This is a genomic window from Desulforhopalus sp. IMCC35007, assembly GCF_005116575.1.
Lineage (GTDB): Bacteria > Desulfobacterota > Desulfobulbia > Desulfobulbales > Desulfocapsaceae > Desulforhopalus_A.
This window is the reverse complement of the sequence record NZ_SWCN01000010.1, coordinates 43,233-68,173: the sequence shown is the minus strand read 5'-3', so window position 1 is coordinate 68,173 and position 24,941 is coordinate 43,233. Positions and strand designations below refer to the sequence as shown.

The 24,941-nt window shown below is 43.4% G+C and carries 31 protein-coding genes and 1 tRNA gene; all 32 read right to left on the bottom strand.

Annotated elements, in window-relative coordinates; all coding sequences use genetic code 11:
• Positions 1-16 precede the first annotated feature (16 nt).
• The gene (gene rplR / locus FCL48_RS12195) at positions 17-382 is read right to left on the bottom strand and encodes a 50S ribosomal protein L18 (protein ID WP_136872562.1); all 366 of its coding nucleotides are present in this window, start codon (positions 380-382) and stop codon (positions 17-19) included.
• 45 nt (positions 383-427) lie between these two features.
• Positions 428-967 carry a 50S ribosomal protein L6 gene (gene rplF, locus FCL48_RS12190; RefSeq protein ID WP_136872561.1) on the bottom strand — a complete coding sequence of 180 codons (540 nt, stop codon included), beginning with the start codon at positions 965-967 and terminating at the stop codon, positions 428-430.
• Positions 968-990: 23 nt separating this feature from the next.
• Complete coding sequence (gene rpsH, locus FCL48_RS12185; protein ID WP_136872560.1) at positions 991-1,389, bottom strand: 30S ribosomal protein S8; 399 nt, start codon at positions 1,387-1,389, stop codon at positions 991-993.
• Positions 1,390-1,449: 60 nt separating this feature from the next.
• Entirely contained in the window at positions 1,450-1,635 is a 186-nt protein-coding gene (locus tag FCL48_RS12180) for a type Z 30S ribosomal protein S14 (RefSeq protein WP_136872559.1), read from the bottom strand.
• A gap of 47 nt (positions 1,636-1,682) precedes the next feature.
• Positions 1,683-2,222, bottom strand: coding sequence for a 50S ribosomal protein L5 (rplE, locus tag FCL48_RS12175; RefSeq protein ID WP_136872558.1), 540 nt, complete (start codon positions 2,220-2,222; stop codon positions 1,683-1,685).
• Between the two features lie 30 nt (positions 2,223-2,252).
• Entirely contained in the window at positions 2,253-2,588 is a 336-nt protein-coding gene (gene rplX / locus FCL48_RS12170; RefSeq protein ID WP_136872557.1) for a 50S ribosomal protein L24, read from the bottom strand.
• 53 nt (positions 2,589-2,641) lie between these two features.
• Entirely contained in the window at positions 2,642-3,010 is a 369-nt protein-coding gene (rplN, locus tag FCL48_RS12165) for a 50S ribosomal protein L14 (protein ID WP_136872556.1), read from the bottom strand.
• 55 nt (positions 3,011-3,065) lie between these two features.
• Complete coding sequence (gene rpsQ, locus FCL48_RS12160; RefSeq protein ID WP_136872555.1) at positions 3,066-3,326, bottom strand: 30S ribosomal protein S17; 261 nt, start codon at positions 3,324-3,326, stop codon at positions 3,066-3,068.
• 65 nt (positions 3,327-3,391) lie between these two features.
• Entirely contained in the window at positions 3,392-3,580 is a 189-nt protein-coding gene (gene rpmC / locus FCL48_RS12155; protein WP_136872554.1) for a 50S ribosomal protein L29, read from the bottom strand.
• Complete coding sequence (gene rplP / locus FCL48_RS12150; protein ID WP_136872659.1) at positions 3,577-3,993, bottom strand: 50S ribosomal protein L16; 417 nt, start codon at positions 3,991-3,993, stop codon at positions 3,577-3,579. Before rplP ends, rpmC begins: the two co-directional genes overlap by 4 nt.
• A gap of 41 nt (positions 3,994-4,034) precedes the next feature.
• Positions 4,035-4,685 carry a 30S ribosomal protein S3 gene (gene rpsC / locus FCL48_RS12145; protein WP_136872553.1) on the bottom strand — a complete coding sequence of 217 codons (651 nt, stop codon included), beginning with the start codon at positions 4,683-4,685 and terminating at the stop codon, positions 4,035-4,037.
• A gap of 71 nt (positions 4,686-4,756) precedes the next feature.
• Positions 4,757-5,089, bottom strand: coding sequence for a 50S ribosomal protein L22 (rplV, locus tag FCL48_RS12140; protein ID WP_136872552.1), 333 nt, complete (start codon positions 5,087-5,089; stop codon positions 4,757-4,759).
• 48 nt (positions 5,090-5,137) lie between these two features.
• Positions 5,138-5,413, bottom strand: a complete 276-nt coding sequence (rpsS, locus tag FCL48_RS12135) for a 30S ribosomal protein S19 (protein ID WP_136872551.1) — start codon at positions 5,411-5,413, stop codon at positions 5,138-5,140.
• Between the two features lie 17 nt (positions 5,414-5,430).
• On the bottom strand, positions 5,431-6,252 hold the full coding sequence (gene rplB, locus FCL48_RS12130; protein WP_136872550.1) for a 50S ribosomal protein L2: 822 nt from the start codon (positions 6,250-6,252) through the stop codon (positions 5,431-5,433).
• A gap of 82 nt (positions 6,253-6,334) precedes the next feature.
• Positions 6,335-6,622, bottom strand: a complete 288-nt coding sequence (gene rplW / locus FCL48_RS12125) for a 50S ribosomal protein L23 (RefSeq protein ID WP_136872549.1) — start codon at positions 6,620-6,622, stop codon at positions 6,335-6,337.
• Complete coding sequence (rplD, locus tag FCL48_RS12120; protein WP_136872548.1) at positions 6,619-7,242, bottom strand: 50S ribosomal protein L4; 624 nt, start codon at positions 7,240-7,242, stop codon at positions 6,619-6,621. The genes rplW and rplD overlap by 4 nt, the downstream gene beginning before the upstream one ends.
• Before the next feature lie 36 nt (positions 7,243-7,278).
• The gene (gene rplC, locus FCL48_RS12115) at positions 7,279-7,908 is read right to left on the bottom strand and encodes a 50S ribosomal protein L3 (RefSeq protein WP_136872547.1); all 630 of its coding nucleotides are present in this window, start codon (positions 7,906-7,908) and stop codon (positions 7,279-7,281) included.
• A 42-nt stretch (positions 7,909-7,950) separates the two neighbouring features.
• Entirely contained in the window at positions 7,951-8,262 is a 312-nt protein-coding gene (gene rpsJ / locus FCL48_RS12110; protein ID WP_205747709.1) for a 30S ribosomal protein S10, read from the bottom strand.
• 12 nt (positions 8,263-8,274) lie between these two features.
• Positions 8,275-9,465, bottom strand: coding sequence for an elongation factor Tu (gene tuf, locus FCL48_RS12105; protein WP_136872545.1), 1,191 nt, complete (start codon positions 9,463-9,465; stop codon positions 8,275-8,277).
• Between the two features lie 24 nt (positions 9,466-9,489).
• Entirely contained in the window at positions 9,490-11,568 is a 2,079-nt protein-coding gene (fusA, locus tag FCL48_RS12100) for an elongation factor G (protein ID WP_136872544.1), read from the bottom strand.
• A gap of 75 nt (positions 11,569-11,643) precedes the next feature.
• Entirely contained in the window at positions 11,644-12,117 is a 474-nt protein-coding gene (gene rpsG, locus FCL48_RS12095; RefSeq protein ID WP_136872543.1) for a 30S ribosomal protein S7, read from the bottom strand.
• Between the two features lie 29 nt (positions 12,118-12,146).
• Complete coding sequence (gene rpsL, locus FCL48_RS12090) at positions 12,147-12,518, bottom strand: 30S ribosomal protein S12 (RefSeq protein WP_136872542.1); 372 nt, start codon at positions 12,516-12,518, stop codon at positions 12,147-12,149.
• Positions 12,519-12,667: 149 nt separating this feature from the next.
• A complete protein-coding gene (gene rpoC / locus FCL48_RS12085) occupies positions 12,668-16,720 on the bottom strand; it encodes a DNA-directed RNA polymerase subunit beta' (protein ID WP_136872541.1) in 4,053 nt (1,350 codons plus the stop codon).
• A gap of 117 nt (positions 16,721-16,837) precedes the next feature.
• Positions 16,838-20,917: a DNA-directed RNA polymerase subunit beta gene (gene rpoB, locus FCL48_RS12080; RefSeq protein ID WP_136872540.1), complete on the bottom strand. Its 4,080-nt coding sequence runs from the start codon at positions 20,915-20,917 to the stop codon at positions 16,838-16,840.
• Positions 20,918-21,293: 376 nt separating this feature from the next.
• Entirely contained in the window at positions 21,294-21,674 is a 381-nt protein-coding gene (gene rplL, locus FCL48_RS12075; RefSeq protein ID WP_136872539.1) for a 50S ribosomal protein L7/L12, read from the bottom strand.
• A 45-nt stretch (positions 21,675-21,719) separates the two neighbouring features.
• On the bottom strand, positions 21,720-22,247 hold the full coding sequence (gene rplJ / locus FCL48_RS12070; protein ID WP_136872538.1) for a 50S ribosomal protein L10: 528 nt from the start codon (positions 22,245-22,247) through the stop codon (positions 21,720-21,722).
• A 214-nt stretch (positions 22,248-22,461) separates the two neighbouring features.
• Positions 22,462-23,166 carry a 50S ribosomal protein L1 gene (rplA, locus tag FCL48_RS12065; protein WP_136872537.1) on the bottom strand — a complete coding sequence of 235 codons (705 nt, stop codon included), beginning with the start codon at positions 23,164-23,166 and terminating at the stop codon, positions 22,462-22,464.
• Between the two features lie 54 nt (positions 23,167-23,220).
• Positions 23,221-23,646: a 50S ribosomal protein L11 gene (gene rplK / locus FCL48_RS12060; protein WP_136872536.1), complete on the bottom strand. Its 426-nt coding sequence runs from the start codon at positions 23,644-23,646 to the stop codon at positions 23,221-23,223.
• Between the two features lie 86 nt (positions 23,647-23,732).
• Positions 23,733-24,266, bottom strand: coding sequence for a transcription termination/antitermination protein NusG (nusG, locus tag FCL48_RS12055; RefSeq protein WP_136872535.1), 534 nt, complete (start codon positions 24,264-24,266; stop codon positions 23,733-23,735).
• Positions 24,267-24,342: 76 nt separating this feature from the next.
• On the bottom strand, positions 24,343-24,591 hold the full coding sequence (secE, locus tag FCL48_RS12050; RefSeq protein ID WP_136872534.1) for a preprotein translocase subunit SecE: 249 nt from the start codon (positions 24,589-24,591) through the stop codon (positions 24,343-24,345).
• Between the two features lie 83 nt (positions 24,592-24,674).
• Positions 24,675-24,751, bottom strand: a tRNA-Trp gene (locus tag FCL48_RS12045).
• 11 nt (positions 24,752-24,762) lie between these two features.
• Positions 24,763-24,912: a 50S ribosomal protein L33 gene (rpmG, locus tag FCL48_RS12040; protein WP_136872533.1), complete on the bottom strand. Its 150-nt coding sequence runs from the start codon at positions 24,910-24,912 to the stop codon at positions 24,763-24,765.
• Between the last annotated feature and the right edge of the window lie 29 nt (positions 24,913-24,941).

Here is a 24,941-nt window from a genome sequence, read left to right as displayed (position 1 = left end):
GTTATTCTATAAATCATTAAAATTCCAGGCCACCTTCCCGAGCACCCTCGGAAAGTGACTTAACTCTACCGTGATATACCGATCCGCCCCTGTCGAAAACTACTTTAGTGATACCTGCAGCTTTCGCTCTCGTTGCTAACATCACACCAACCACCTTGGCAACATCAACTTTTTTGGTCACCTCACCAGGGGTATATTCTTTATCAACAGTGGACATCGATACCAGCGTTTTGCCCTCGGTATCATTGATGATCTGTGCATAAATGTGCTTGTTGCTTTTAAAAATGCGTAAACGAGGACGCTCAATAGTTCCAGTGATCTTCTTTCTGATTCTGCGAACACGTTTTGCACGAGCTATTGTCTTTGGATTTGTTCTAGCCATTACTTTTTACCGTTAATTTTATTACAGCCTATTGGCCATTTTAAATTATTTAGCGCCAGCTTTACCTACTTTTCTTACGATATGTTCATCTTCGTAGCGAATCCCCTTGCCCTTATAAGGCTCAGGTTTTTTAATCTGGCGAATCTTTGAGGCAACAAGTCCAAGTAGCTCTTTATCTATGCATTCCAATGTGATCTTGGTGTTTCCATCAACTTTCGCGGAAACCTCCTTTGGAAGATTGAACTCGACCGCATTAGAGTATCCAACGTTAAGCGTCAGCGTGGATCCACTTACATTAGCCTTGTAACCAACGCCTTCAATTATTAAAACTTTCTTGAAACCATCAACAACACCAATTACCATGTTGTTAATCAGGCTACGTGTCAGACCACGAAAAGCATTTACTTTTGTTGTTTCAACACGATTTTTAACTTCTATGACATTATCGGCAATAGAGACTTCAATTTCATCGATAATGTCACGATCTAACGTACCTTTAGGGCCGGTGACAGATATTTTTTGATCTTTCAGATCAATTTTAACACCAGCTGGCACGTTGATTGGTTGCTTACCAATACGAGACATAATTTCCTCCGTTATCAGCGGGTCTACCAGACCTCACAAATTATCTCTCCACCAACGTTCAGGGATCGTGCAACTGTATCAGTAACAACCCCCTTGGAAGTGGAAACAATTGCAATTCCAAGTCCATTAAGAACTTTAGGAATGCTGTTTGCACCAATATATTTGCGCAAACCTGGTTTACTCACACGTTTAATACCCGTGATAACCGCTTCTTTGTTTGGGCCGTATTTCAGATCAATTTTCAAGGTATCTTGAACATCGCCCTTAACCACAGCGTAATTGGTAATATAACCTTCGTCTTTTAGGACTTTAGCCACACTCACCTTTACATTTGAGCTTGGCATCTCTACAGACTCAAATTTCACCATAACACCATTTCTTATCCTGGTCAGCATGTCTGCCAGTGGATCGCTCATAGACATAGCGAACACTCCTTATTTTTCAAATTTGTAAACAATATCAAACAGAGATGAAGGTTAATATTACCAGCTCGACTTGGTTACACCGGTAATTTCTCCGCTTGACGCCAGTTTACGAAAGCAGATTCTACAAATACCAAATTTTCTGATGAAACTTCTTGGGCGACCACAAAGCGGACACCTATTATATTTACGTACACCAAATTTTGGCTTGCGTTGTGATTTTGCAATAATGGATTTTTTAGCCAAACCGACCTCCAAATTCTCTCTATTTAAATAAACTTTTATAATAAGGCTTACTTCTTAAATGGCATCCCAAGCATCTTCAGAAGAGAAAGTCCCTCTTCATTGGTGTTTGCTGAGGTCACTATCGTAATATTTAAACCTTTGATTTTGTCAATTTTATCGTAATCAATCTCAGGAAAAATAATTTGCTCCTGAACACCCATTGAATAGTTCCCACGTCCATCAAAACCTTTTGGTGAGACGCCACGAAAATCACGTACCCGTGGAAGAGCTATATTTATAAGCTTACTTAAAAAATCAAACATCTTATCTCCGCGAAGAGTAACGCAACAACCGATTGGCATTCCTTCACGAAGTTTAAAAGTAGCAATGGATTTTTTGGCCTTGGTAATAACAGCTTTCTGTCCAGAAATCCTTGTGAGTTCCTCTGCGGCACCCTCAACTATTTTTGGATTGGTAACTGCTTCTCCAAGTCCCATATTAAGAACAATTTTTTTAATCTGAGGAATCTGCATAGCATTTGTATAACCAAATTCCTCTTTGAGTGCTGGTACACACTCGTTGTTGTAAATATCTTTAAGCGCACCCATGATGACTCCTAGCGTATCGTATTTGATAATCTATGATTTAGACTCGATGGATTCGCCACAGCTCTTGCAATACCGTACTTTGGTGCCATCATCGAGGATCTTCTTTCCTATGCGACCGGTCTTGGTGCACTCGGGACAAATGAGCAGAAGATTGGAAACATGAATAGGAGCTTCTTTTTCTACGATCTGCCCCTGCTGGTTCATCTCCTGTGGCTTGGTGTGGCGCTTAATCATATTAATGCGCTCAACAACTACCTTGTCTTTATCTTTAATGACACGTAGTACTTTACCAACCCTGCCCTTATCTTTTCCGGCAATTACTTCAACCTGATCATTTTTTCTCAGGTATGTTTTACCTTGTCTCATTGTTATACCTTTATTCAATCAATGTATCTATTGCCCGTAAACAGTACTTTTCTTTACAGTGCTTCAGGGGCCAATGATATAATTTTCATGAAACCTTGGTTTCTTAATTCTCTTGCTACCGGCCCAAAAATACGGGTTCCAACAGGCTCACCGTTTGCTGCAAGCATAACTGCTGCATTGTCATCAAATTTAACCCATGTCTCGTCCATACGCCGCATTTCTTTGGCTGTACGTACGATAACGGCTTTCATGACATCGCCTTTTTTTACTTTAGCATTGGGAATAGCTTCTTTAACTGTAACAACGATAACGTCGCCAATTGTTGCATAACGTTTCCCTGTTCCACCAAGAACCCGAATACAAAGAACTTTCTTGGCTCCGGAATTATCAGCAACATTCAAAACTGTTTCTGTCTGTATCATAATATCACCTGAAATCTCATCTGAAACGACACTTAATTGTGATCAGTGAAGACCATTAAACTGCCTGTTCCAGGATATTTTTAACCCGCCACCTTTTTCTCTTACTCAGTGGACGACACTCTTCAATTTCAACAGTGTCGCCAATGTTGCAACGGTTCTCAGGATCGTCTGCCAAGTACTTGACACAGGTTTTCATGAATTTGCCATAGAGTTTATGGCGAACCTTGCGCTCTACCCGAACGACAACACTCTTCTCCATTCTGTTGCTTACAACAGAACCGGTTCTTGTCTTTCTAGCTTTTGTTATTTCACTCATAATTTAGTCAAATAGTGATGTTTTTTAGAACCTGGCCATACCAAAAATAAATTTTCAAACCATGTTTAGTTACTAGCTTGTTTTTTTATGGTCTCGATTCTAGCAATGTCTTTTCTAATTTTCTTAAGTCTAGAAGAGTCTTCAAGTGGACGAATCTTGTGCTGAAAATTGAGGTTGCCCAATTCTTCGCGAAGATCCTTTAATTTTTTCTCGAGCTCTTCAGCAGACGCTTTACGGATTTCTTCCGTTTTCATAACGTATTCCTTTTTGTTATTACTTTGGTAGAAAATGGTAACTTATTACCAGCAAGTCTGAGTGCTTTTAATGCAATTTCCTCACTAACACCAGTGATTTCGTATAAAATCGCACCAGGCCTAATAACCGCAACCCATGAATCTGGAGCACCTTTACCTTTACCCATACGGGTTTCAGCAGGTTTTGCGGTAAGTGGCTTATCCGGAAAAACACGAATCCAGACTTTTCCACCACGCTTCATTGTCCTGTTAATGGTGATACGAGCAGCTTCGATTTGCTGATTACTCATATAACCGCAACAGGTTGCTTTTAGTGCATAGTCACCAAAAGCGATAGAAGAGCCACGATGCGCCTCACCCTTCATTCTCGCTTTAAATACTTTTCTATGTTTAACCTTTTTAGGACTTAACATCATTTACTCCAAATATATAATGGAACTTTCTTGCAAAACTGTTATTGCGCAGTTACTGCATCGTTCTCACTCAGTACTTCACCATTAAATATCCATACCTTTACACCAATGATGCCATAAGTAGTATTGGCTTCGGCTAGGGCGTAATCAACGTCTGCACGAAGAGTGTGAAGAGGAACTCTTCCTTCTCTCACCCATTCACATCGAGACATCTCAGCACCACCTAAACGACCGGAGCAGGAAATTTTAATTCCCTGTACACCAAATCGTAAAGCTGAGCTTACAGCTTTTTTCATTGCTCTACGAAAAGCGACTCTTCTGATGAGCTGCTGAGCAATGTTTTCTGCAACAAGCTGAGCATCCGCTTCAGGTCTGCGCACTTCTTGGATATCCAGAGTAATCTTTCTAGATATGAGCTTTTCGAGTTCTAGTTTGAGAATCTCAATTTCAGCGCCTTTTTTACCGATAACAATTCCGGGACGAGCAGTGAAAAGCTTGATACGAACCTGCTCTCCAGTGCGCTCGATTTTAACCTTTGAAAGGCCGGCATGCTGTAGGCGCTTTTTGAGAAACTTTTTCAATTTCTGGTCTTCAATCAAATATGTGGAATATTCTTTATCAGCATACCAGATTGAATCCCAAGTCCGGGTAATATTCAGTCTCAGTCCGTGTGGATTAATCTTCTGCCCCAAAACAGTCCTCCAACAAATCCATTGTTCAATTAAGTAATAATAAGTCCCATTTTCCCCTATAGGAAAACCGACTAATTCTCATCCAAAACTACAGTAATATGGCTTGATCTTTTAATAATCCCTGTAGCTCTGCCCTGTGCTCTTGGACGAATCCGTTTGAGGGAAGGTCCACCATCTATGAAGATAGTTTTTACATAAAGTTTATCGACGTCAGTTGCTTCGTCCTGCGTGGCATTCGCAACTGCTGATTCGATAACTTTTTGAAGAATAGCAGCCCCTTTTTTAGGCATAAATCTAAGAGTAGTGATAGCTTGATCAACTCCCATTCCCCGCACCACGTCGGCTACAAGTCGAGCTTTCTGTGGTGAAATTCTAATATATTTTCCTACGGCTTTTGCTTCCATAGTCTTTACTCCTGATGAGTCGTACCCGAAACCAGTAGCGGTCTCTTATTATCTCTTACCCTTCTTATCAGCTGAATGGCCATAATAGGTTCTGGTTGGTGAAAACTCACCAAGTTTGTGACCCACCATGTTTTCAGTGACAAATACAGGAATAAATTTTTTCCCATTATGTACAGCAAATGTGAGTCCAACCATGTCAGGACTGATATCAGAACGTCTCGACCAGGTTTTTATGACTTTTCTTGAACCACTTTCAACAGCGTTTTCAACTTTGCGTTGAAGATGATCATCAATGAAAGGACCCTTTTTAATTGAGCGTGACATACTTAACCCCTTTTACCTTATGATCTCTTCTTGACAATCATTTTGTCAGAAGCCTTCTTTGTCCTGGTCTTGAATCCCTTGGATGGTTGTCCCCATGGACTACAAGGATGTCGACCACCTGAACTCTTTCCTTCACCACCGCCCATTGGGTGATCAACAGGATTCATTGCAACTCCACGAACATGTGGTCGAATACCCTTCCAGCGGTTACGTCCCGCCTTTCCGAGTTTCTGACTTTCGTGCTCCCGGTTACCGACCTGACCGACACAGGCACGACAGGTGTTGTTGAACTTACGAACCTCACCGGATGGCAGACGTACAAGTACATACCCACCCTCCTTGGCCATAAGCTGTGCACTGGTTCCAGCACTACGGACCATTTGAGCACCTTTGCCAATCTTCATCTCAATGTTATGAATGATTGTACCAAGGGGAATGTTCGCAAGTGGTAGACAGTTACCTGGCTGAATATCAACATTGTCACCTGCAACGACGGTATCACCTACTGAAATTCCATCAGGTGAGAGTATATACCTCTTTTCTCCGTCTTTGTAACTGAGCAATGCAATATTTGCTGAACGGTTAGGATCATATTCAATTGCCACAACTTTTGCATCAATATCAATTTTATTACGTTTGAAATCAATAATTCGATATTTGCGTTTGTGGCCGCCTCCGATATGACGGGATGTGATCCGGCCATAATTATTCCTACCGCCGGTCTTCGTGAGACTACACACGAGGCTTTTCTCCGGGCGGTTATTTGACAGTTCAGGATTCTTGGTAGAAACGTGCTGTCGCTTTCCAGCTGATGTTGGTTTGTATACTTTAATAGCCATGATTTCCCAATCGCTCCATCATTAATGATTAGATAGATTCGTACAATGTAGAAGGTTTATACTTTTAATTTATCGTTTTAAATTAAAGCTCATCGGCAAAGTTGATGGTTCCTTCAGACAAGGTAACATAGGCCTTTTTCCAATCACTGGTAAAGCCGACCGTCTTTCCAACCCTTTTCTTTTTCCCCCGCATCGAAACAGTTTTCACATCTTTGACTTTGACGTCAAACATGAGCTCAACCGCTTTCTTAACTTCAATCTTATTCGCCTTGGGATTCACCTTGAAAACGACTTTTCCACCTACTTCCTGTAACAATGCAGCCTTTTCAGTCAGACAAGGCCCCTGTAATACGCTATAGATATTTTTCATGCCATTAACCTCTTTTCAAGGCTTTCAATTACCGGTTGAACCAGTATGACCTTCTTGTGGAGCAAAATGTCATAAACATTAAGACCTTCAGAAGACAATACTTTATATCCATTCACGTTACGGCTTGATTTCGTAAGATTTTCGCTGGCATCGTTTGTAATGATGAGCCCGTTTTGTACATCTAAAACGCCCATTACGCCAACAAAATCTTTCGTTTTTATAGTTTCTAATGAAAAATCATCCATAACAATGAGGTTGCCCTCTTGAAACCTTGCGCTCAGCGCCATGGCGACAGCCTGCTGTCTCACCTTGCGGTTGACCTTAAAACTGTAATCACGTGGTTTAGGACCAAAAGCAACACCACCTCCACGCCATACTGGAGAAGTTCTAGAACCTGCACGAGCTCGACCGGTTCCCTTCTGTTTCCAGGGTTTGCGACCGCCGCCACTTACTTCTACTCGGGTCTTGGTACAGGCATTTCCACTACGACGGGCTGCTCTTTGCATCCGAACAACCTCATGAAGCACGTATTCCTTAACCTCTCGGTTGAATACTTCATCATTGAGTTCTATCTCGCCAACACTCTCGTTCTTTGTGTTAACAACATTTACAGTAGACATATTTTTCTCCTCGAACCTGTTATGATCGAAAATCTGTTATTTCCTGAAAATCTTCAACAGGCCGTTTTTTGCTCCAGGCAGTGGGCCTTTCAAGAGAACGACATTCTCTTCAGGCCGAATGTCAATGACAACAACATTCTTTCTGAGGACGGTATCGTTACCCATACGACCAGGCATCTTTTTACCCTTTACAACTCTTCCCGGGTAGGCTGAACATCCAATTGAACCAGGTGCCCTGTGGAACATGGAGCCATGACCTGAGCCGCCACCACCAAAGCCGTGACGTTTGATAACACCCTGGAAGCCACGTCCTTTACTTGTTCCCTGAACGTCTACCTTATCTCCAACCTTCATAATTTCATCAACAGGAATGGATTGACCAACGGTGTAAGCAGATGCATCTTCAACCCTGAATTCGCGAAGGAAATAATATCCGTCGGAATCAGATTTTTTGAAATGGCCTGCTTCTGGCTTGTTGATACGTGAAGCCTTTTTGTCAGAAAAACCAACCTGTATTGCACTGTAACCATCTACCTCAGGGGTTTTGACCTGAAGAACCTTGCATGGACCAGCCTCTATAACTGTAACCGGGATGGATTGACCTACCTCGCCATACACGCGAGTCATTCCGATTTTTTTCCCTAATATACCGATTGTTTTTGGCATGTTATTACCCGATGCTTCAATTAACTTTTAGGTAGTGCCTACTTATGGCAACTTAATTTCGACATCAACACCCGCAGACAACTCTAACTTCATCAGCAAGTCGATGGTTTGCTGAGTTGGCTCAAGAATGTCAAGGAGACGTCGATGGGTTCTCATTTCAAATTGTTCACGTGATTTTTTATCTACGTGAGGAGAACGGAGAACACAAAATTTATTTATGGTCGTTGGCAGGGGAATTGGCCCAGCAACCGCAGATCCAGTTCTTCGTGCAGTTTCAACGATCTCAGTTGTTGATTGATCGAGTAACTTGTGGTCGTATGCTTTTAAGCGAATACGAATCTTTTCTGTAGGTATCATTCCACACCTTTAAGCAATAATTTCACTGATAACTCCGGCACCAACTGTACGCCCACCTTCACGGATTGCAAAACGAAGCCCGACATCCATGGCAATAGGGGTGATCAGCTCAACCTCAGCGGCTATGTTATCACCAGGCATTACCATTTCAACACCGTCTGCAAGAGTCACAACTCCAGTCACATCCGTTGTTCTAAAGTAGAACTGTGGACGATAACCATTGAAGAATGGAGTATGACGTCCACCCTCATCTTTTCCTAAAATATAGCACTCCGCCTTGAACTTTGTGTGAGGGGTAATTGATTTAGGTGCAGCAAGGACCTGACCGCGCTCAATCTCTTCACGCTTAACACCACGAAGCAATGCACCAATATTATCTCCAGCCTGGCCCTCATCGAGAAGTTTACGGAACATCTCAACACCGGTACAGGTAGTTTTCATGGTGTTCTTAATTCCTACGATCTCAATCTCGTCACCCACGTGCACAACACCGCGCTCAATACGACCGGTTGCTACAGTTCCACGACCTGAGATAGAGAAAACGTCCTCAACAGGCATAAGAAAAGGCTTATTAACATCGCGCTCAGGCTCTGGGATATAAGAATCGATGGCATCCATGAGATCCCATACACACTTAGCTTTCACTTCATCTTCAGGATTCTCAAGTGCAAGAAGCGCTGATCCTTGAATGAAAGGAATATCGTCTCCTGGGAATTCATACTTATCAAGAAGCTCACGGAGTTCCATCTCAACGAGTTCGATTAGCTCTTCATCATCTACCATGTCACACTTGTTCAGGAAGACAACGATAGCAGGAACACCTACCTGGCGAGCAAGAAGGATATGCTCACGGGTCTGAGGCATAGCACCGTCGGTTGCAGCAACAACAAGTATTGCACCATCCATCTGGGCAGCACCAGTAATCATGTTTTTGATATAATCTGCATGGCCAGGGCAGTCAACGTGAGCATAATGACGTTTCACGGTCTCATACTCAACGTGAGCGGTGGCGATAGTAATTCCGCGCTCTTTTTCTTCAGGCGCCTTGTCAATATCACTGAAATCAGTAAATTTTGCCTGACCCTTGGTGGACAATACACGTGTAATCGCAGCGGTCAGCGTGGTTTTACCATGATCGATATGTCCTACAGTACCGACATTGACATGCGGTTTAGTCCTATTAAATTTTTCCTTTGACATAGTGCTTCCTCAATATGCTTGGACTTAAATCCCTCTGATTTTTTTAATAATTTTCTCTGCCTTTTGAGCAGGTACCACATCGTATTCTAAAAATTGCATGGTAAAATTTGCTCTGCCCTGAGTTGCTGACCGTAATGAGGTTGAATACCCAAACATTTCAGCAAGAGGGACATGGGCCTTAAGGGTCTGTAAACCGCCCTCCGCATTAACCCCAACAATTCTACCTCTCTTTCCGTTTACATCAGCAATAACATCGCCAATGTATTCTTCTGGAGTTGTTACTTCAAGGTCCATAACAGGCTCTAACAGCTTTGGATCAGCTTCTACTGATGCTCTCCTTATAGCCATTGCTCCTGCAATACCGAAAGCCATCTCCGTCGACTCCTCCTCATGACAAGAACCACCAATCAGACTGACTTTAATATCAGTGAGCGGGTACCCTATTAGAGGACCGGAATCCAGGGAATCAATAATTCCTTTCTCAATTGAACTTATAAACTGTTGAGGTATAAGGGTGTCATCAATTTTAGAGACAAACTGGACACCTTCTCCTCTTTCAAGTGGTTCAATTTCAATAATAACATGGCCGTACTGACCTTTTGCGCCTGTGAGCTGATCAAACTTACCTTCTGCTTTTTGCACCGAAGCAATTGTCTCTTTATACGCCACCTGAGGCTTGCCAACATTTGCAGCAACTTTGAACTCATTGAGCAATCGGTCAACAATAATTTCGAGATGCAATTCTCCCATCCCTGAAATTATTTTCTGCCCCGTATCACCGTCGGTTGTTACCGTAAACGAAGGATCTTCAAGAGCAATTTTGGCAAGAGTCTCTTCAAGTTTCTTTTCTTCAGCCTTGCTTTTTGGCTCTATCGCAACTCCTATTACAGGCTCAGGGAACTCCATGCTCTCCAGGATGATAAAGTCACCCTTTTCACAGAGCGTGTCACCTGTGGTCGTGAATTTCAGACCAACAAGAGCTGCAATATCACCTGCAGAGATCTCTTGAACTTCTTCACGCTTATTGGCATGAAGACGCATGATCTTAGATATTTTTTCCTGTTTCTTTTTAACAGGATTATATACCTTATCACCAACCGAAACTGTTCCGGAATAGACCCTTACAAAAGCGAGGTTCTCTACAAAAGAATCGCTCATCAATTTAAAAACCAGCGCAGCCAGTTTTTCTTTAGGATCGGTCTTTCTCGCAACAAGTTCGCCATCCGGTCCCTCACCTTCAATGTGTTTTACATCCAGAGGAGACGGCAAAAAGTTTACGACGCTATCAAGCAAAGGCTGCACACCTTTATTCTTGAAAGCACTCCCGCAAAGCACCGGCACTATCTCAAGCGCCAGCGTGGCTTTCCTAAGAGCTTTATATATATCAGGCGCAGATACTGACGTATCATCTAAAAATTTTTCCATGATGTCCTCATCGAAGTCGGCCAACTTCTCGAGGAGCACCATACGTGCGGCCGTGAATTTCTCTTTATATATGGCGGGGACTTCTCGTTCTGTTACTTCCTGCCCCATAGATTGCTCGTCGAAAACAAGCATTCTTTCTTCAATGAGATCGATAACACCTTCAAAATCGGACTCTGCCCCGGCGGGTATCTGAATAGGCACGGGGTTTGCCCCAAGCCTTTTTCCAATCATTGACACACAACGTTCAAAGTTGGCGCCAATACGATCCATCTTATTGACAAAAGCAACACGAGGAATGCTGTACTTATCAGCTTGCCTCCAGACGGTCTCCGATTGCGGTTCAACTCCGCCGACAGCGCAAAAAACTGCTATCGCCCCATCAAGAACCCTCAGTGATCTCTCGACTTCAATAGTGAAATCGACATGACCAGGAGTATCAATGATGTTAATTTTCTTGTTTTTCCATTCACAGGTCGTGGCAGCCGAGGTAATTGTAATTCCCCGCTCCTGCTCCTGCTCCATCCAGTCCATGACCGCAGTGCCATCATGAACCTCTCCCAACTTGTACGAACGCCCAGTATAGTAAAGAATTCTTTCTGTCGTTGTCGTCTTACCAGCATCAATATGGGCCATTATCCCAATATTGCGTACATCACACAAATCTTTTAGGGCTGCCATAACGTTCTATTCGTTTTGAATCTAAGTTTTGCGAGCCCTAATATTTGCTATCAGCGGCCCTCAGGGCCACTTTATCTACCAGCGATAGTGAGCGAAAGCTTTATTCGCCTCAGCCATACGGTGGGTATCGTCTCTCTTCTTAACTGCTGCACCACGGTTATTGTAGGCATCCATCATCTCAGCAGCCAACTTCTCAGACATAGACTTACCAGAACGAGATCTGGCAAAACTTATAATCCAACGAATAGCCAATGCGTTTCTTCTCGACTGACGCACCTCCATTGGAACCTGATAGGTAGCACCACCGACACGTCTTGATTTTACCTCTACACGTGGACGGACTTTTTCCATCGCTTCCTCAAAGATAGTTAAGGGGTCTTCATCCTTAACTTTTTCTTCAACGATATCCATAGCATCGTAAAATATTCTTTGAGCGAGACTTTTTTTACCGCGCTCCATCAAACCATTAGTAAACTTAGAAACCAGGACGCTATTAAAACGTGCATCTGCTTCAATTGGACGCTTATTTATTGCTCTTCTTCGTGACATTTATCTACCTCTTATCGACAGAGAACCAATCAAGATGGTTTCTTCGCACCATATTTTGAACGACCCTGACGGCGATCAGAGACACCTAACGTATCAAGCGTACCACGAATGATATGATATCGCACACCTGGTAAATCCTTAACCCTACCACCCCTTATCATAACAACAGAGTGTTCCTGGAGATTATGACCGATACCTGGGATATATGAAGTAACTTCAATTCCATTGGTCAGTCGCACTCTCGCTACTTTCCTGAGCGCTGAGTTAGGCTTCTTAGGAGTAGTAGTATAGACTCTTACACAGACACCTCTTTTCTGAGGCGATCCCTTCAGGGCAGGGGTATTTGTCTTCTTGACAGACTTTTTACGCCCCTTTCTTACGAGTTGGTTAATTGTTGGCATTACGTTAACTGCTCCTGTTTACATACCGTTATAGAAGTTCTCCGCCTTATTTTACATGACGTGAACACTTAAATTAAACACGAAAGTGAGGGATATTACATCACCTGAACAAGGCTGTCAAGCAAAAAACACCCCTATCACTTCCTCTTCTATTGTTCAGCAGCCAAACCTGTACCTGCTGAAATCAGTCGACCCATGATAACATTTTCTTTCAATCCAGCAAGTTCATCAATTTTTCCAGCAACAGCGGCATTGGTTAATACCTTTGTTGTTTCCTGGAACGAAGCTGCAGAAATAAAACTTTCTGTTGAAAGTGATGCTTTGGTCACCCCAAGCAACAGGGGTTCTGCAACAGCCGGAGTTTTACCTTCCGCCATCAGCTTGTCTCTCTCTTCTTCAAACTTCCACCATTCAACCTGCTCACCGATCATGAATCTGGAGTCTCCAGAAGCGGTAATCATGACACGTTTGAGCATCTGTCGAACGATAACTTCGATGTGTTTATCATTAATTTTAACACCCTGAAGCCGATATACTTCCTGAATCTCATTAACCAGGAATTTGGCAAGTTCTTTAACCCCAAGAACGGAGAGAATATCGTTCGGCACGACCGTTCCTTCCATAAGAGCCTCACCGGCCTGGACGAAATCACCTTCATGCACAATGATATGTTTAGCTTTAGGAACAAGATATTCCTGCGACTCTCCATATTCCGGTGTTACAATAACCCGACGCTTTCCTTTGAGTTCTTTACCAAAACTTACTTTTCCGTCAATTTTAGAAATTATTGCAGGATCCTTCGGTTTACGAACTTCAAAGAGTTCGGCAACCCTTGGCAGACCACCGGTAATATCTTTGGTTTTAGACGTTTCACGAGGAATCTTACCAACGATAGTTCCGGGCTGAATTTCATCACCTTCCATTACTGAGATAATTGACCCACCTGGAAGACTGTAACGGGCGTAAGCATCATTACTTCCAGGCAACTTCACCGTCTTGCCTTTGTCATTTTTAACAGTGATTCGTGGATTCAACTGAGCACCAGCTGCGGTCTGGACAATTACCAGTGATGAACGCCCTGTTACAGGATCCACCTTCTCCTGCATAGTGGTACCCTCGATGATGTCACCATATTTGATGATACCTCCAACCTCTGCGACAATAGGTATCGTGTAGGCATCCCAGTCTGCGAGAATGGTGTCTCTTTCAACAACAGCACCGTCTTTAACGAGAATCTGCGCGCCATAATTCACCTTAAAACGTTCACGCTCGCGACCAAGTTCGTCTTTGACCGAGATCATGGCACTTCTATTCATGACAATCTGAGTACCTTCAGAATTGGTAACCGAATGTAAATTACTAAAGGCGATAGTACCACCGATATTGGTTTTCAGTTCCGCCTGCTCAACCGATCTACTCGCCGTACCACCAACGTGGAAGGTACGCATGGTAAGCTGAGTACCGGGTTCACCAATGGATTGTGCTGCTATAACTCCAATAGCCTCCCCCCTGTTTACCATATGCCCCCGGCCAAGATCACGGCCATAACAGGCAGCACAGACACCTCGTTTAGACCTGCAACTCAACACCGAACGAATAGGCACCCTGTCAACACCGGAAGCGTAAATAGCTTCTACAATCTCTTCAGTGATTTCCCGTCCCGCCTCTACAAGAATGTTATCATTAAAAGGGTCAACAACATCCTCAAGGGCCACTCGGCCTAAGATACGATCTCCAAGTGGTACTATAATTTCACCACCGTCCATAAGCGGTTCGGCAATTATGCCATCAAGAGTCATACAGTCTGCTTCTACGATAGTCGACTCCTGAGCGACATCAACCAGTCTTCTTGTCAGATAACCGGAGTTTGCAGTTTTAAGAGCTGTATCGGCAAGACCTTTACGGGCACCGTGGGTGGAAATGAAATATTCTAGAACACCAAGGCCCTCACGGAAATTGGCTTTAATTGGTGTCTCGATAATTGCTCCAGATGGCTTAGCCATCAAACCACGCATACCAGCAAGCTGTCTGATCTGATCCCTGGAACCACGGGCACCTGAATCTGCCATGATAAAAATTGAATTGAAACTCGGAGCTTCAACTACGTGACCCTCTTTATCGCGGAAGTAATCAACTTTGATTTCATCCATCATGGCATTAGCGACATCATCTGTCACTTTAGACCAGATATCGACCACCTTGTTATACTTCTCACCGGAAGTAATAAGACCATCCGTATACTGCTGCTCAACATCAAGGACGTCGTTTTCCGCCTTCTCAACAAAGGTTTCTTTGTTAAGTGGAATCTTCATATCATTGATACAGATGGAAATACCTGCCCGGGTTGCATATTCATAGCCGATATCTTTCAATCTATCGGCGAGAATTACCGTATCCTTGGTACCTGCATGGCGGTAACAGTTATCAATGAGCTTAGCAAGAGCCTTTTTGGTCAGAACCTTGTTAACTTCGCTAAAAGGAACTGACTTGGGTACAAGCTCACCGAGGAGAATTCTCCCCATGGTTGTATCTACCAATTCGCCATCACGCCGTACTTTAACTTTTGCCTGAAGATCAATCTCGCCAAAGTCGTAAGCGATTACAGCTTCATCAACAGAACTGAAAACCTTACCTTCACCAGGGACGTTGATACGTTCACGGCTCATATAGTAAAGGCCAAGAACGATATCCTGGGATGGTATAATAACGGGCTCACCGTTAGCAGGCGAAAGAATGTTATTGGTGGACATCATCAGAACACGTGCTTCCACCTGAGCTTCGACGGAAAGCGGCACGTGTACGGCCATCTGGTCACCATCAAAGTCGGCGTTAAATGCCATACAAACCAGTGGGTGAAGCTGAATAGCCTTACCTTCTATAAGCACCGCCTCAAAAGCCTGCATACCAAGTCTATGCAAAGTAGGTGCACGGTTGAGAATAACAGGATACTCGGTAACCACCTCATCGAGCACGTCCCAGACTTCTTTTACCTCTTTTTCGACCATCTTCCGGGCAGACTTGATCGTGGTGACATAGCCTTTTCTTTCAAGCTTGTTATAGATAAACGGCTTGAAAAGTTCGAGTGCCATTTTCTTTGGAATACCGCACTGATGCAATCGTAAATGTGGTCCTACCACAATTACTGAACGTCCAGAGTAATCAACACGCTTACCGAGCAGGTTTTGACGAAAACGTCCCTGCTTACCTTTGAGCATGTCAGACAGTGATTTAAGAGGACGCTTGTTGCCACCTGTGATAACCCGGCCTCTTCTGCCATTATCAAAAAGAACATCGACCGCTTCCTGCAACATACGTTTTTCGTTTCGTATGATAATATCCGGGGCATCGAGTTCAAGTAAGCGTTTTAAACGATTGTTACGGTTTATAACCCGTCTGTACAAATCGTTCAAATCTGAAGTCGCAAAACGGCCACCTTCAAGAGGTACGAGAGGACGAAGATCCGGAGGTAATACAGGGATAACTTCTAGAATCATCCATTCAGGTTTATTACCAGAATCTCTAAACGCTTCAATTACAAACAACCGCTTTCCAAGTTTTTGGCGTTTGGTCGCAGAGTTGGTAGATAGCATTTCTTCTCGAAGCTGTTTGGAAAGCTCCACAAGATTCTGAGAGGCCAATAGTTCACGAATAGCCTCTGCTCCTATACCCACCTTGAATTGTGCTGGATACTCGTCACGGGCAAGCCTGTATTTTTCCTCAGAGAGCAAGGTCCCAACTGGCAGCGCTTCAACTTCGGATTCCACTATGGCATACTGCTCAAAATAGAGGATCTTCTCCAACTGCTTCAAAGTCATATCAAGAACAGCACCAATTTTACTCGGCAGACTTTTCAAAAACCAGATATGTGCTACCGGCGCAGCAAGCCGAATGTGACCAAGTCGCTCTCGTCGAACCTTCGACTGGATAACTTCAACACCACACTTCTCACAAACAACACCGCGGTGTTTCATTCTCTTATACTTTCCGCAATTACATTCGAAGTCCTTTACAGGTCCGAATATTTTCGCGCAAAAAAGACCATCCCTTTCCGGTTTGAAAGTTCTATAATTAATGGTCTCCGGCTTTTTAACCTCGCCATGGGACCAATCCATGATCTTTTCAGGTGAAGCCAGCGAAATTTTTACATTTTTAAACTTAACTGGAGCTTTCGGTTTTTGAAAAAAATTGAATAACTCTTCCACGAAATCACCTCTCCCTTATATTAAAGGATTTCCCCGGTATCTGAAAACATCCAGATCCGAGGAAAATCTTGTCTTAACAAAGCTACTGTATCAATCAATAAATGGCGTCAGCCTGACTTATTCTTCAATAAGTTCCATATTCAAACAAAGCGCCTGCAGCTCTTTGACAAGAACGTTAAATGACTCTGGCAGGCCAGTAGTCAGAAAATTATTTCCTTTTACAATCCTTTCGTACATAGAGGTACGACCTTCAACATCATCTGATTTAGCAGTAAGAAATTCTTTGAGGGTGTAGGCTGCTCCGTATGCTTCCATAGCCCATACCTCCATTTCACCAAGACGTTGACCACCAAATTGAGCCTTTCCTCCAAGTGGTTGCTGGGTTACAAGTGAGTATGGTCCTGTTGATCTCGCATGGATTTTGTTATCGACAAGATGATGCAGCTTAAGCATATACATAACTCCAACCGTCACATTGTTTGCAAAAGGTTCTCCAGTGAGGCCATCGTACAGTCTGGCCTGACCTACTTCATCTACTCCAGCTTCAACGAGAAGCTTGCGAATAGACTCTTCAGGTGCACCGTCAAACACCGGAGTTGCCATATGTACCCCTTCAAAATGTTTCCTGGCCCAGTCGATTATTTCCTGGTCACTCTTGTTTTCGGTTAAAGCGGTGAACTCAACTTCATTGTATATGGCTCGCATTTTTTTCCGAATCTCAGAAACTGCCTCCTGCTTTGCCAAGGTTTCGAGTTGTTCACCCAATCTTCTTGCTGCATAGCCAAGATGCACTTCGAGGACCTGACCAACATTCATCCTTGAAGGAACACCGAGTGGGTTAAGAACGATGTCGACGGTCGTGCCATTATCAAAATACGGCATATCTTCTTCGGGGAGCAGACGGGAGACAACACCTTTGTTTCCATGACGCCCCGCCATCTTATCGCCCACAGAGAGCTTCCTCTTCGTTGCAACATAGACTTTGACCATCTTAACAACACCAGGGGGTAAATCGTCACCTTTCTTAAGACGCTCGATGATCCCATCGTATCGCTCTCTGATAAGACGTGCCTGATTTTCGTATCTCTCGAAAACCTCGTCCATATCGTCGATGTATTTAGCTTTTTCAGAAAAATCAATCTCTCGTAAAAGTTCGAAACCTATGAGTTCTGCATGATGTTGCTCAATCTTCTTGCCAAGTTTGACAACGACATCACCATGTTTGTCAACAATATCAGCCTTAGCGGTCCTGCCGTCTATAACCTTCCCGACTTCACGACAGACACCACGTTTTAAACTCCGAATTTCGTCGACTTTATCCTGGTTAAGCTTTTCGATCTCAAGATCTTCGATGAGAAGAGAACGTTCATCCTTATCTACACCCTTACGTGAAAATACCTTGGCATCAATAACCACACCAGACACCCCAGGCGGAACACGCAGAGACGAATCTTTTACATCCTGAGCTTTTTCACCAAAAATGGCTCTTAGTAACTTTTCTTCAGGTGAGAGAACTGTCTCCCCTTTAGGGGTGACTTTTCCTACAAGAGTGTCACCTGCTTTGATTTCAGCACCAATACGGACAATACCGGAATCATCAAGATTGCGAAGTGTCTCTTCACTGACGTTTGGTATATCGCGGGTGATTTCTTCTTTACCAAGTTTTGTGTCCCGGGCCATTGTTTCAAAAACCTCAATGTGCACGGAGGTAAAGGTGTCCTCTTTTAAAAGGCGCTCATTGATGAGAATCGAATCCTCAAAGTTAAAACCACGCCATGGCATGAATGCTATGACCACATTTTTACCAATAGCAATCTCACCCGCCTCGCAGGAGGGACCATCAGCAAGAACAGTACCCTTGGTAACCCGAGTTCCAGGAAGAACAATAGGCCTCTGATTAAAACAGGTATTCTGATTTGATTTTTTATATTTTTCCAGGCGGTATACCGCCACACCGGTCTGATAGCCATCGGTCCCCGGTTTGTCGTAGCGTACCACAACACGGTTGGAATCAGACTCTTCGACAACTCCATCCCCTGCACTCAACAGACAGGCCCCTGAATCCCGAGCCACATAACGCTCCATTCCGGTTCCGACAAGAGGTGCTCTGGTAATCAGCAGTGGAACAGCCTGACGTTGCATGTTTGATCCCATAAGAGCACGGTTCGCATCATCGTTTTCTAGAAACGGTACGAGCGAAGCTGCCACACTGATCATCTGGTTGGGCGCAATGTCCATGTAGGTGATATTGTCACTGGTCGTTGTTATAACCTCACCATCTTCACGAACGATAACATTATCTGCAATGATATTCTTGCTTTCACCTACCTCAATCAAGGCCGGAGCAATAAATTGTTTTTGTTCCTGAAGCGCACTCAGATAATCGACCTTATCAAGGACTATTTTGTTCTCAACCTTCCTATACGGAGTTTCAATAAAACCGTAGGGGTTAATTCTCGCATAAGTCGCAAGAGAGACGATAAGCCCGATGTTCGGGCCCTCTGGGGTCTCAACCGGACAGATTCTGCCGTAGTGAGTCGGGTGAACATCACGGACCTCAAAGCCTGCACGTTCACGACTCAAACCACCTGGTCCAAGAGCACTCAGACGCCTCTTGTGTGTCACCTCGGAGAGCGGGTTGGTTTGATCCATAAACTGTGAAAGCTGACTCGTACCAAAAAATTCCTTAATTGCAGCTGATATTGGCTTAGGGTTAACGAGATCGTGCGGCATCAGGGTCTCGACGTCTTGCAAGGTCATTCGCTCCTTAATGGCACGCTCCATCCTTACCAAACCCATGCGGTACTGGTTTTCAACAAGTTCACCTACAGTACGAACCCTACGATTACCAAGATGATCAATATCATCCACACCACCCTGGTTATCCTTTAAACGCACCAGATGTTTGACAGAGTATATGATATCATCCTTGGTTAGAGCACGGTTCGATATATCAATATCAAGCCCGAGTTTCGCGTTGATTTTATAACGACCAACCTCAGAAAGATCATAGAGATCCATATTGAAAAACAGATTATTGAAAAATGTTTCAGCTACCTCTGGTGTGGGAGGGCTCGAAGGCCGTAACCTTCTATATATTTCAATGAGAGCTTCTTCTGTGTTTCGAGCCTTATCTAGAGCCAGGGTACGACTGAAGGAATCCGAATATTTAACGCCATCAATATGAAGAATCTGGAATTCGTTGATACCTTCTTCGGCGAGCGACTCAAGTACGGTCTCTGTAACTTCTGTGTTAGAGAGAGCGATCGGATCCTCTTTGCCAGCTTTAACGATAGTACGCGCAAGAATAGACCCTATGAGAGCATCTTTACTTATCTTGATGAACTCTATCCCCACGCTTTCGATTTTTTTACAGAGTACTTTTGATATCTTCTTCCCTTGCTTAGCCAAAACCTCACCATCAGCAGGGCTGACGATATCATATTCAAGTCGTTGCCCGATCATAAGTTCTGAATCAAAGCTCATCTGGAAGGCATCGCCTTCTCGCTTAATTACTGAGATCGGATAAAACTTTTCAAGAAGTTCCTCACTATTATAACCAAGTGCTTTCAGAAGGGTAGTAACCGGAAATTTTCTTCTTCTGTCTATACGGACATGGAGGACATCCTTAATATCAAACTCAAGGTCTATCCAAGAGCCACGAACAGGAATGATACGGGCTGAGTACAGCAGTTTACCGCTGGAATGGCTTTTACCATTATCGTGGGTGTAGAAAAGGCCCGGAGATCGTTGCAACTGAGAGACGATAACACGTTCTGTACCATTAACAACGAATACACCATCACCGGTCATAAGCGGTAAAGAGCCAAGAAAAACTTCCTGCTCCTTAATATCACGGATGGATTGTACGCCTGTATCAGCGTCTACATCGAAAGTTATAAGGCGAACGACAATTTTTAAGGGAATCTCATATGACATTCCTCTTTGCAAACACTCTGCAATGGTGTACTTTGGTTCTCCAAATTTGTAGCGGACAAATTCAAGTGAACAAAGACCATTAAAGTCGTTTATGGGAAAAACATTGTTCAATATCCCCTGCAAACCAAAATCTTCACGCTGATCAGGATCGGTATCCATCTGAAGAAACTTCTCATAGGAGATACGCTGCATGGATATCAAATGCGGTGGCTCAAGTATCCTTTCTGCCTTGGCAAAATTCTTTCTTACTCTTTCCATATTTTCCCTCGAAATTGCCTTAAAATAGAACTATCTATATTAAATAAGGTTGTAAACTTTTAGCTGCCTGCTCAGATGACCGACGGGGGGGTGTTACTGACCGCCTCGAGTGAACATAAATGCACTTGAATGGTGTTAAAGCTGTTGGCTGGACCAGCAGAATCATAAGCATTGTCTGGAAGCATTGTAATAATCCTTTTTTGATTTGTTCAAAAAAATAAGAAGAATACAAGCACCTAAAACACAAAACCACGCTGATATTAGTATAGTAAAAGAGCTAACTTCTATAAAGCACAACACGCCACGAAGCAAAGCCCGTAGCGTGTTGTTATCAAGCTAAGTTGCTCAAAAACTCGAACAACCAATGTGAAATCAATTACTTGATCTCCACAGCAGCACCGACAGCTGCTAATTTAACTTTGATGTCCTCAGCGTCTTCCTTGCTGGTTCCTTCTTTGAGTGGAGCAGGCGCAGACTCAACTAGAGTCTTAGCTTCTTTGAGACCGAGGCCGGTAATTGCACGAACCTCTTTAATAACCTTGATCTTCTCTGCACCAACGTCAGTAAGAATTACATCAAACTCGGTTTTCTCTTCAGCAGGAGCTGCGGCATCACCAACTACGCCAGCAGCTGCTACAGCCACTGGAGCTGCTGCAGAAACGCCAAATTTTTCTTCGAACTCTTTGATAAGCTCTGAGAGTTCGAGTACGGACATATTTGAAATAAAGTCAATTACATCTTCTTTAGTTACAGCCATGATTAATAACCTCTTATTTTCTAATATTTTTCTAAGTAAATCTAATTAATTACTGCCTGCTTCTTTCTGATCTTTAATGGCTTGCAGCGCATATACAAAGGTGCGAGGAACTCCACTGAGAACCTGTACAAGTCCTGTAGGAATACTGGTCCAGGTAGAGAGCAGTTGACCAAGAAGAACTTCCTTTGAAGGAAGCTTGGACAGTGCAATCAACTCATCAACACCAATTTTTTCGCCATCAAGAGCGGCAGATCGGATAATAAATTTATCATGTGACTCAGCAAACTTTGTAACAGCTTTTGCTGGAGCTACGGGATCGGAATATCCCATGACAACCGCAGTGGTCCCGGTGAAATCATCAGCGAGGGCGGCATTACCTGTATCTGTAACTGCTCTTTTCAGGAGAGTATTTTTTGCTACGCGTATTTCCGAACCACAACTTTTCAACTCAATACGGATTTGTTGAAATTCGGAAACTTTTAAACCACAATAGTCAGCGACAACAGTTAACTTCGCCCGATTGAACGAATCGTTCAATTCGGAAATGATTGTCACTTTTTCATCACGATTCAAAGCACTCCTCCTAGGTTAAAGGTGAAACATTTTTCAAAGCAGCAGCTACGAATAAAAAGACAAGCAGAGAAGATACTACACTTAGAATATAAGATTTCTACTCATAATTCGTCTCGGCAGGTCGCGTCTATCACGATTAAACATATGTACCCGCTGTCTTCGACTACAACAAAATCCTGATAAGTTTCTACCAGGATCCATTTTTACATAAAATTTATTTGACTAATGCTCTTAACGCAATTGGATCAAGCTTTACACTTGGCCCCATTGTTGAAGAAATAGCAATGGACCGAAGGTAAATACCCTTACTCGCAGATGGTTTTAAAGCTATAATTTTCTGTAAGAAAGCGACAAGGTTTTCACCAAGCTTCTCTTTGCCAAAAGAGACTTTACCAATACCGGCATGAATAATACCGGCCTTGTCAACTCGAAAGTCAACCTTTCCAGATTTAATTTCCCTGACAATGTTGCCTACATCCATTGTGACAGTACCGAGCTTAGCATTGGGCATAAGGTTACGAGGCCCAAGTACCCTACCAATTTTTCCTACAACGCCCATCATATCAGGAGTTGCGACTGTCTTGTCAAATTCAAGCCAACCGTCTTTAATTTTCTCCACCAGATCATCACCGCCAACATAATCGGCGCCTGCTTCAAGAGCCTCGGCTTCCTTTGGTCCTTTGGCAAAAACCAAGATCCTGGTCACCTTTCCATTACCATGGGGTAACGAGACAGAGGATCGAATCATCTGATCAGCATGACGAGGATCAACACCAAGCTTCATGGCGATATCGAAGGTTTCATCAAATTTGGCATATGCTGTGTTCAGTACAAGCTCTATGCCTTTCTCCATTTCATGAAGAACTGATTTATCAATTTCCTGAACTTTATTTCTATATGTTTTTCCGTGTTTCGGCATTTTAGCCTCCTACTCGTGCAGAACCTGTAATTCTGCCAGCAGTATTGAATTTTCTTAATCGACTACAGTAATTCCCGCACTTCGTGCAGTACCTTCAATAATCCTCATTGCACTTTCAACATCATATGCATTCAGATCAGGCAACTTAATCTCCGCAATTTCACGAATCTTATCTCTCCCGATCTCGGCGACACGATCAAGCTTTGGGTTACCGGAGCCTTTCTGCAGGCCAGCAGCTTTGAGCAGCAACACAGATGCAGGTGGGGTTTTAGTGATGTAGCTGAATGAACGATCCTGGTAAACAGTTATAACCACAGGAACAATGGTATCACCCATTGATTGAGTCTTTGCATTAAATGCTTTGCAAAACTCCATAATATTCACTCCGTGCTGCCCTAACGCAGGTCCAACAGGAGGTGAAGGATTGGCTTTACCTGCAGGGATCTGCAGTTTGATGTAAGCCATTTCTTTTTTTGCCATTGTCTTACTCCGACTATCTTTTATTCATTGCCCCAGGTCAGGCTGCGACCAGCGTGCGACCGAGGCTGTAAAATCAAACCACAAACTTAGGTGTTTGACACCTGCACGAATTCAAGTTCTACAGGTGTCTCACGACCAAAAATTGACACCATGACACGAACTCGACCTTTTTCAGGAAACACCTCATCAACGGTGCCTTGAAAGTTTGCAAAGGGACCATCTATGACACGAACCACTTCGCCTATATCGAAAATAACTTTTGGCCTCGGTCGGTCGGATCCATCTTGAATTCGCCCAATAATCTTAGCAGCGTCTTCATCTGAGAGAGGAATCGGATCACGGTCATCACCAACAAAACCTACCACCCTCGGCATATTATCGTGAATTGTATGCCAGGTCTGATCATTGAGATCCATACTGACCAGCATATATCCTGGGAAAAAGCGTCTCGACGAGGTTTTCCTTGAGCCCTTGATCATTTCGACAACCTGTTCGGTCGGAACAAGAATTTCACCAAAAGACTCTTCGAGCCCTTCTTTGTGAATACGTTCCTCAAGGGTCGTTTTGACCTTATCTTCAAATCCTGAGTGGACCTGGAGTATGTACCATTGTCTTGCCATTTGCTCTACTATATAAAAGTTTTAAAATGCTTGATGCGCCGACAGTATCAGCTCAAAAAAGCAGTGTTTAATCGGTTTATCTCAAAAAAGATGAAACTATCTTTCCAAGCAAAAGGTCAACTGACCCGAGGTAAATTGAAATCACAACAGTCAAAACGACAACGACTCCGGTCAAACCGAGAGTCATTTTTTTATCAGGCCAAACAATTTTCAAAAACTCAGTCTTTACTTCCCCGACAAAATTTTTTATCTGGGTCGGAGAAAAAACTGATTTCTTTTCATCTGCCGCAGCGATATTGTTTTTGGATTTTCCTTTAGCTGCCATTGTTCTGCCATACCTCCCAACCGAAATACACCTTTAGCAAACACAAAACCTGTTAACAGCGCTCTGCCCACAACAAACACCAATGGCAGGCCAGGAGGGACTCGAACCCCCAACATCCGGATTTGGAGTCCGGCGCTCTACCAATTAGAGCTACTGGCCTGCAATTAAAGACTACTTTGTCTCTTTATGCGGTGTATGAGCCCTGCAAAACGGGCAAAATTTATTAAACTCCAGTTTATGCGGAGTTTTTTTCTTATTTTTTGTCGTCGTATAGTTTCGACGCTTACATGTTCCACATGCAAGAGTTATTATATCTCTCATCTATCTTTCCCATATGAGAAATTGCCATG

Coding starts and splice junctions, on each gene's coding strand:
- rpmG (WP_136872533.1), bottom strand. CDS start 24,912: ATGAGAGATATAATAACTCTTGCATGTGGAACATGTAAGCGTCGAAAC.
- nusG (WP_136872535.1), bottom strand. CDS start 24,266: ATGGCAAGACAATGGTACATACTCCAGGTCCACTCAGGATTTGAAGAT.
- rplV (WP_136872552.1), bottom strand. CDS start 5,089: ATGGAAGCAAAAGCCGTAGGAAAATATATTAGAATTTCACCACAGAAA.
- rpsL (WP_136872542.1), bottom strand. CDS start 12,518: ATGCCAACAATTAACCAACTCGTAAGAAAGGGGCGTAAAAAGTCTGTC.
- rpsQ (WP_136872555.1), bottom strand. CDS start 3,326: ATGAGTGAAATAACAAAAGCTAGAAAGACAAGAACCGGTTCTGTTGTA.
- rplR (WP_136872562.1), bottom strand. CDS start 382: ATGGCTAGAACAAATCCAAAGACAATAGCTCGTGCAAAACGTGTTCGC.
- tuf (WP_136872545.1), bottom strand. CDS start 9,465: ATGTCAAAGGAAAAATTTAATAGGACTAAACCGCATGTCAATGTCGGT.
- rplA (WP_136872537.1), bottom strand. CDS start 23,166: ATGCCGAAACACGGAAAAACATATAGAAATAAAGTTCAGGAAATTGAT.
- rplN (WP_136872556.1), bottom strand. CDS start 3,010: ATGATACAGACAGAAACAGTTTTGAATGTTGCTGATAATTCCGGAGCC.
- rplK (WP_136872536.1), bottom strand. CDS start 23,646: ATGGCAAAAAAAGAAATGGCTTACATCAAACTGCAGATCCCTGCAGGT.
- rplE (WP_136872558.1), bottom strand. CDS start 2,222: ATGGGTGCGCTTAAAGATATTTACAACAACGAGTGTGTACCAGCACTC.
- rpmC (WP_136872554.1), bottom strand. CDS start 3,580: ATGAAAACGGAAGAAATCCGTAAAGCGTCTGCTGAAGAGCTCGAGAAA.
- rplW (WP_136872549.1), bottom strand. CDS start 6,622: ATGAAAAATATCTATAGCGTATTACAGGGGCCTTGTCTGACTGAAAAG.
- rpoB (WP_136872540.1), bottom strand. CDS start 20,917: ATGGAAAGAGTAAGAAAGAATTTTGCCAAGGCAGAAAGGATACTTGAG.
- secE (WP_136872534.1), bottom strand. CDS start 24,591: ATGGCAGCTAAAGGAAAATCCAAAAACAATATCGCTGCGGCAGATGAA.
- rplC (WP_136872547.1), bottom strand. CDS start 7,908: ATGCCAAAAACAATCGGTATATTAGGGAAAAAAATCGGAATGACTCGC.
- rplP (WP_136872659.1), bottom strand. CDS start 3,993: ATGTTAAGTCCTAAAAAGGTTAAACATAGAAAAGTATTTAAAGCGAGA.
- rpsH (WP_136872560.1), bottom strand. CDS start 1,389: ATGTCTATGAGCGATCCACTGGCAGACATGCTGACCAGGATAAGAAAT.
- rplX (WP_136872557.1), bottom strand. CDS start 2,588: ATGAGACAAGGTAAAACATACCTGAGAAAAAATGATCAGGTTGAAGTA.
- rplL (WP_136872539.1), bottom strand. CDS start 21,674: ATGGCTGTAACTAAAGAAGATGTAATTGACTTTATTTCAAATATGTCC.
- rpsG (WP_136872543.1), bottom strand. CDS start 12,117: ATGTCACGAAGAAGAGCAATAAATAAGCGTCCAATTGAAGCAGATGCA.
- rplD (WP_136872548.1), bottom strand. CDS start 7,242: ATGTCTACTGTAAATGTTGTTAACACAAAGAACGAGAGTGTTGGCGAG.
- rplF (WP_136872561.1), bottom strand. CDS start 967: ATGTCTCGTATTGGTAAGCAACCAATCAACGTGCCAGCTGGTGTTAAA.
- rplB (WP_136872550.1), bottom strand. CDS start 6,252: ATGGCTATTAAAGTATACAAACCAACATCAGCTGGAAAGCGACAGCAC.
- fusA (WP_136872544.1), bottom strand. CDS start 11,568: ATGGCAGCCCTAAAAGATTTGTGTGATGTACGCAATATTGGGATAATG.
- rpsS (WP_136872551.1), bottom strand. CDS start 5,413: ATGTCACGCTCAATTAAAAAGGGTCCTTTCATTGATGATCATCTTCAA.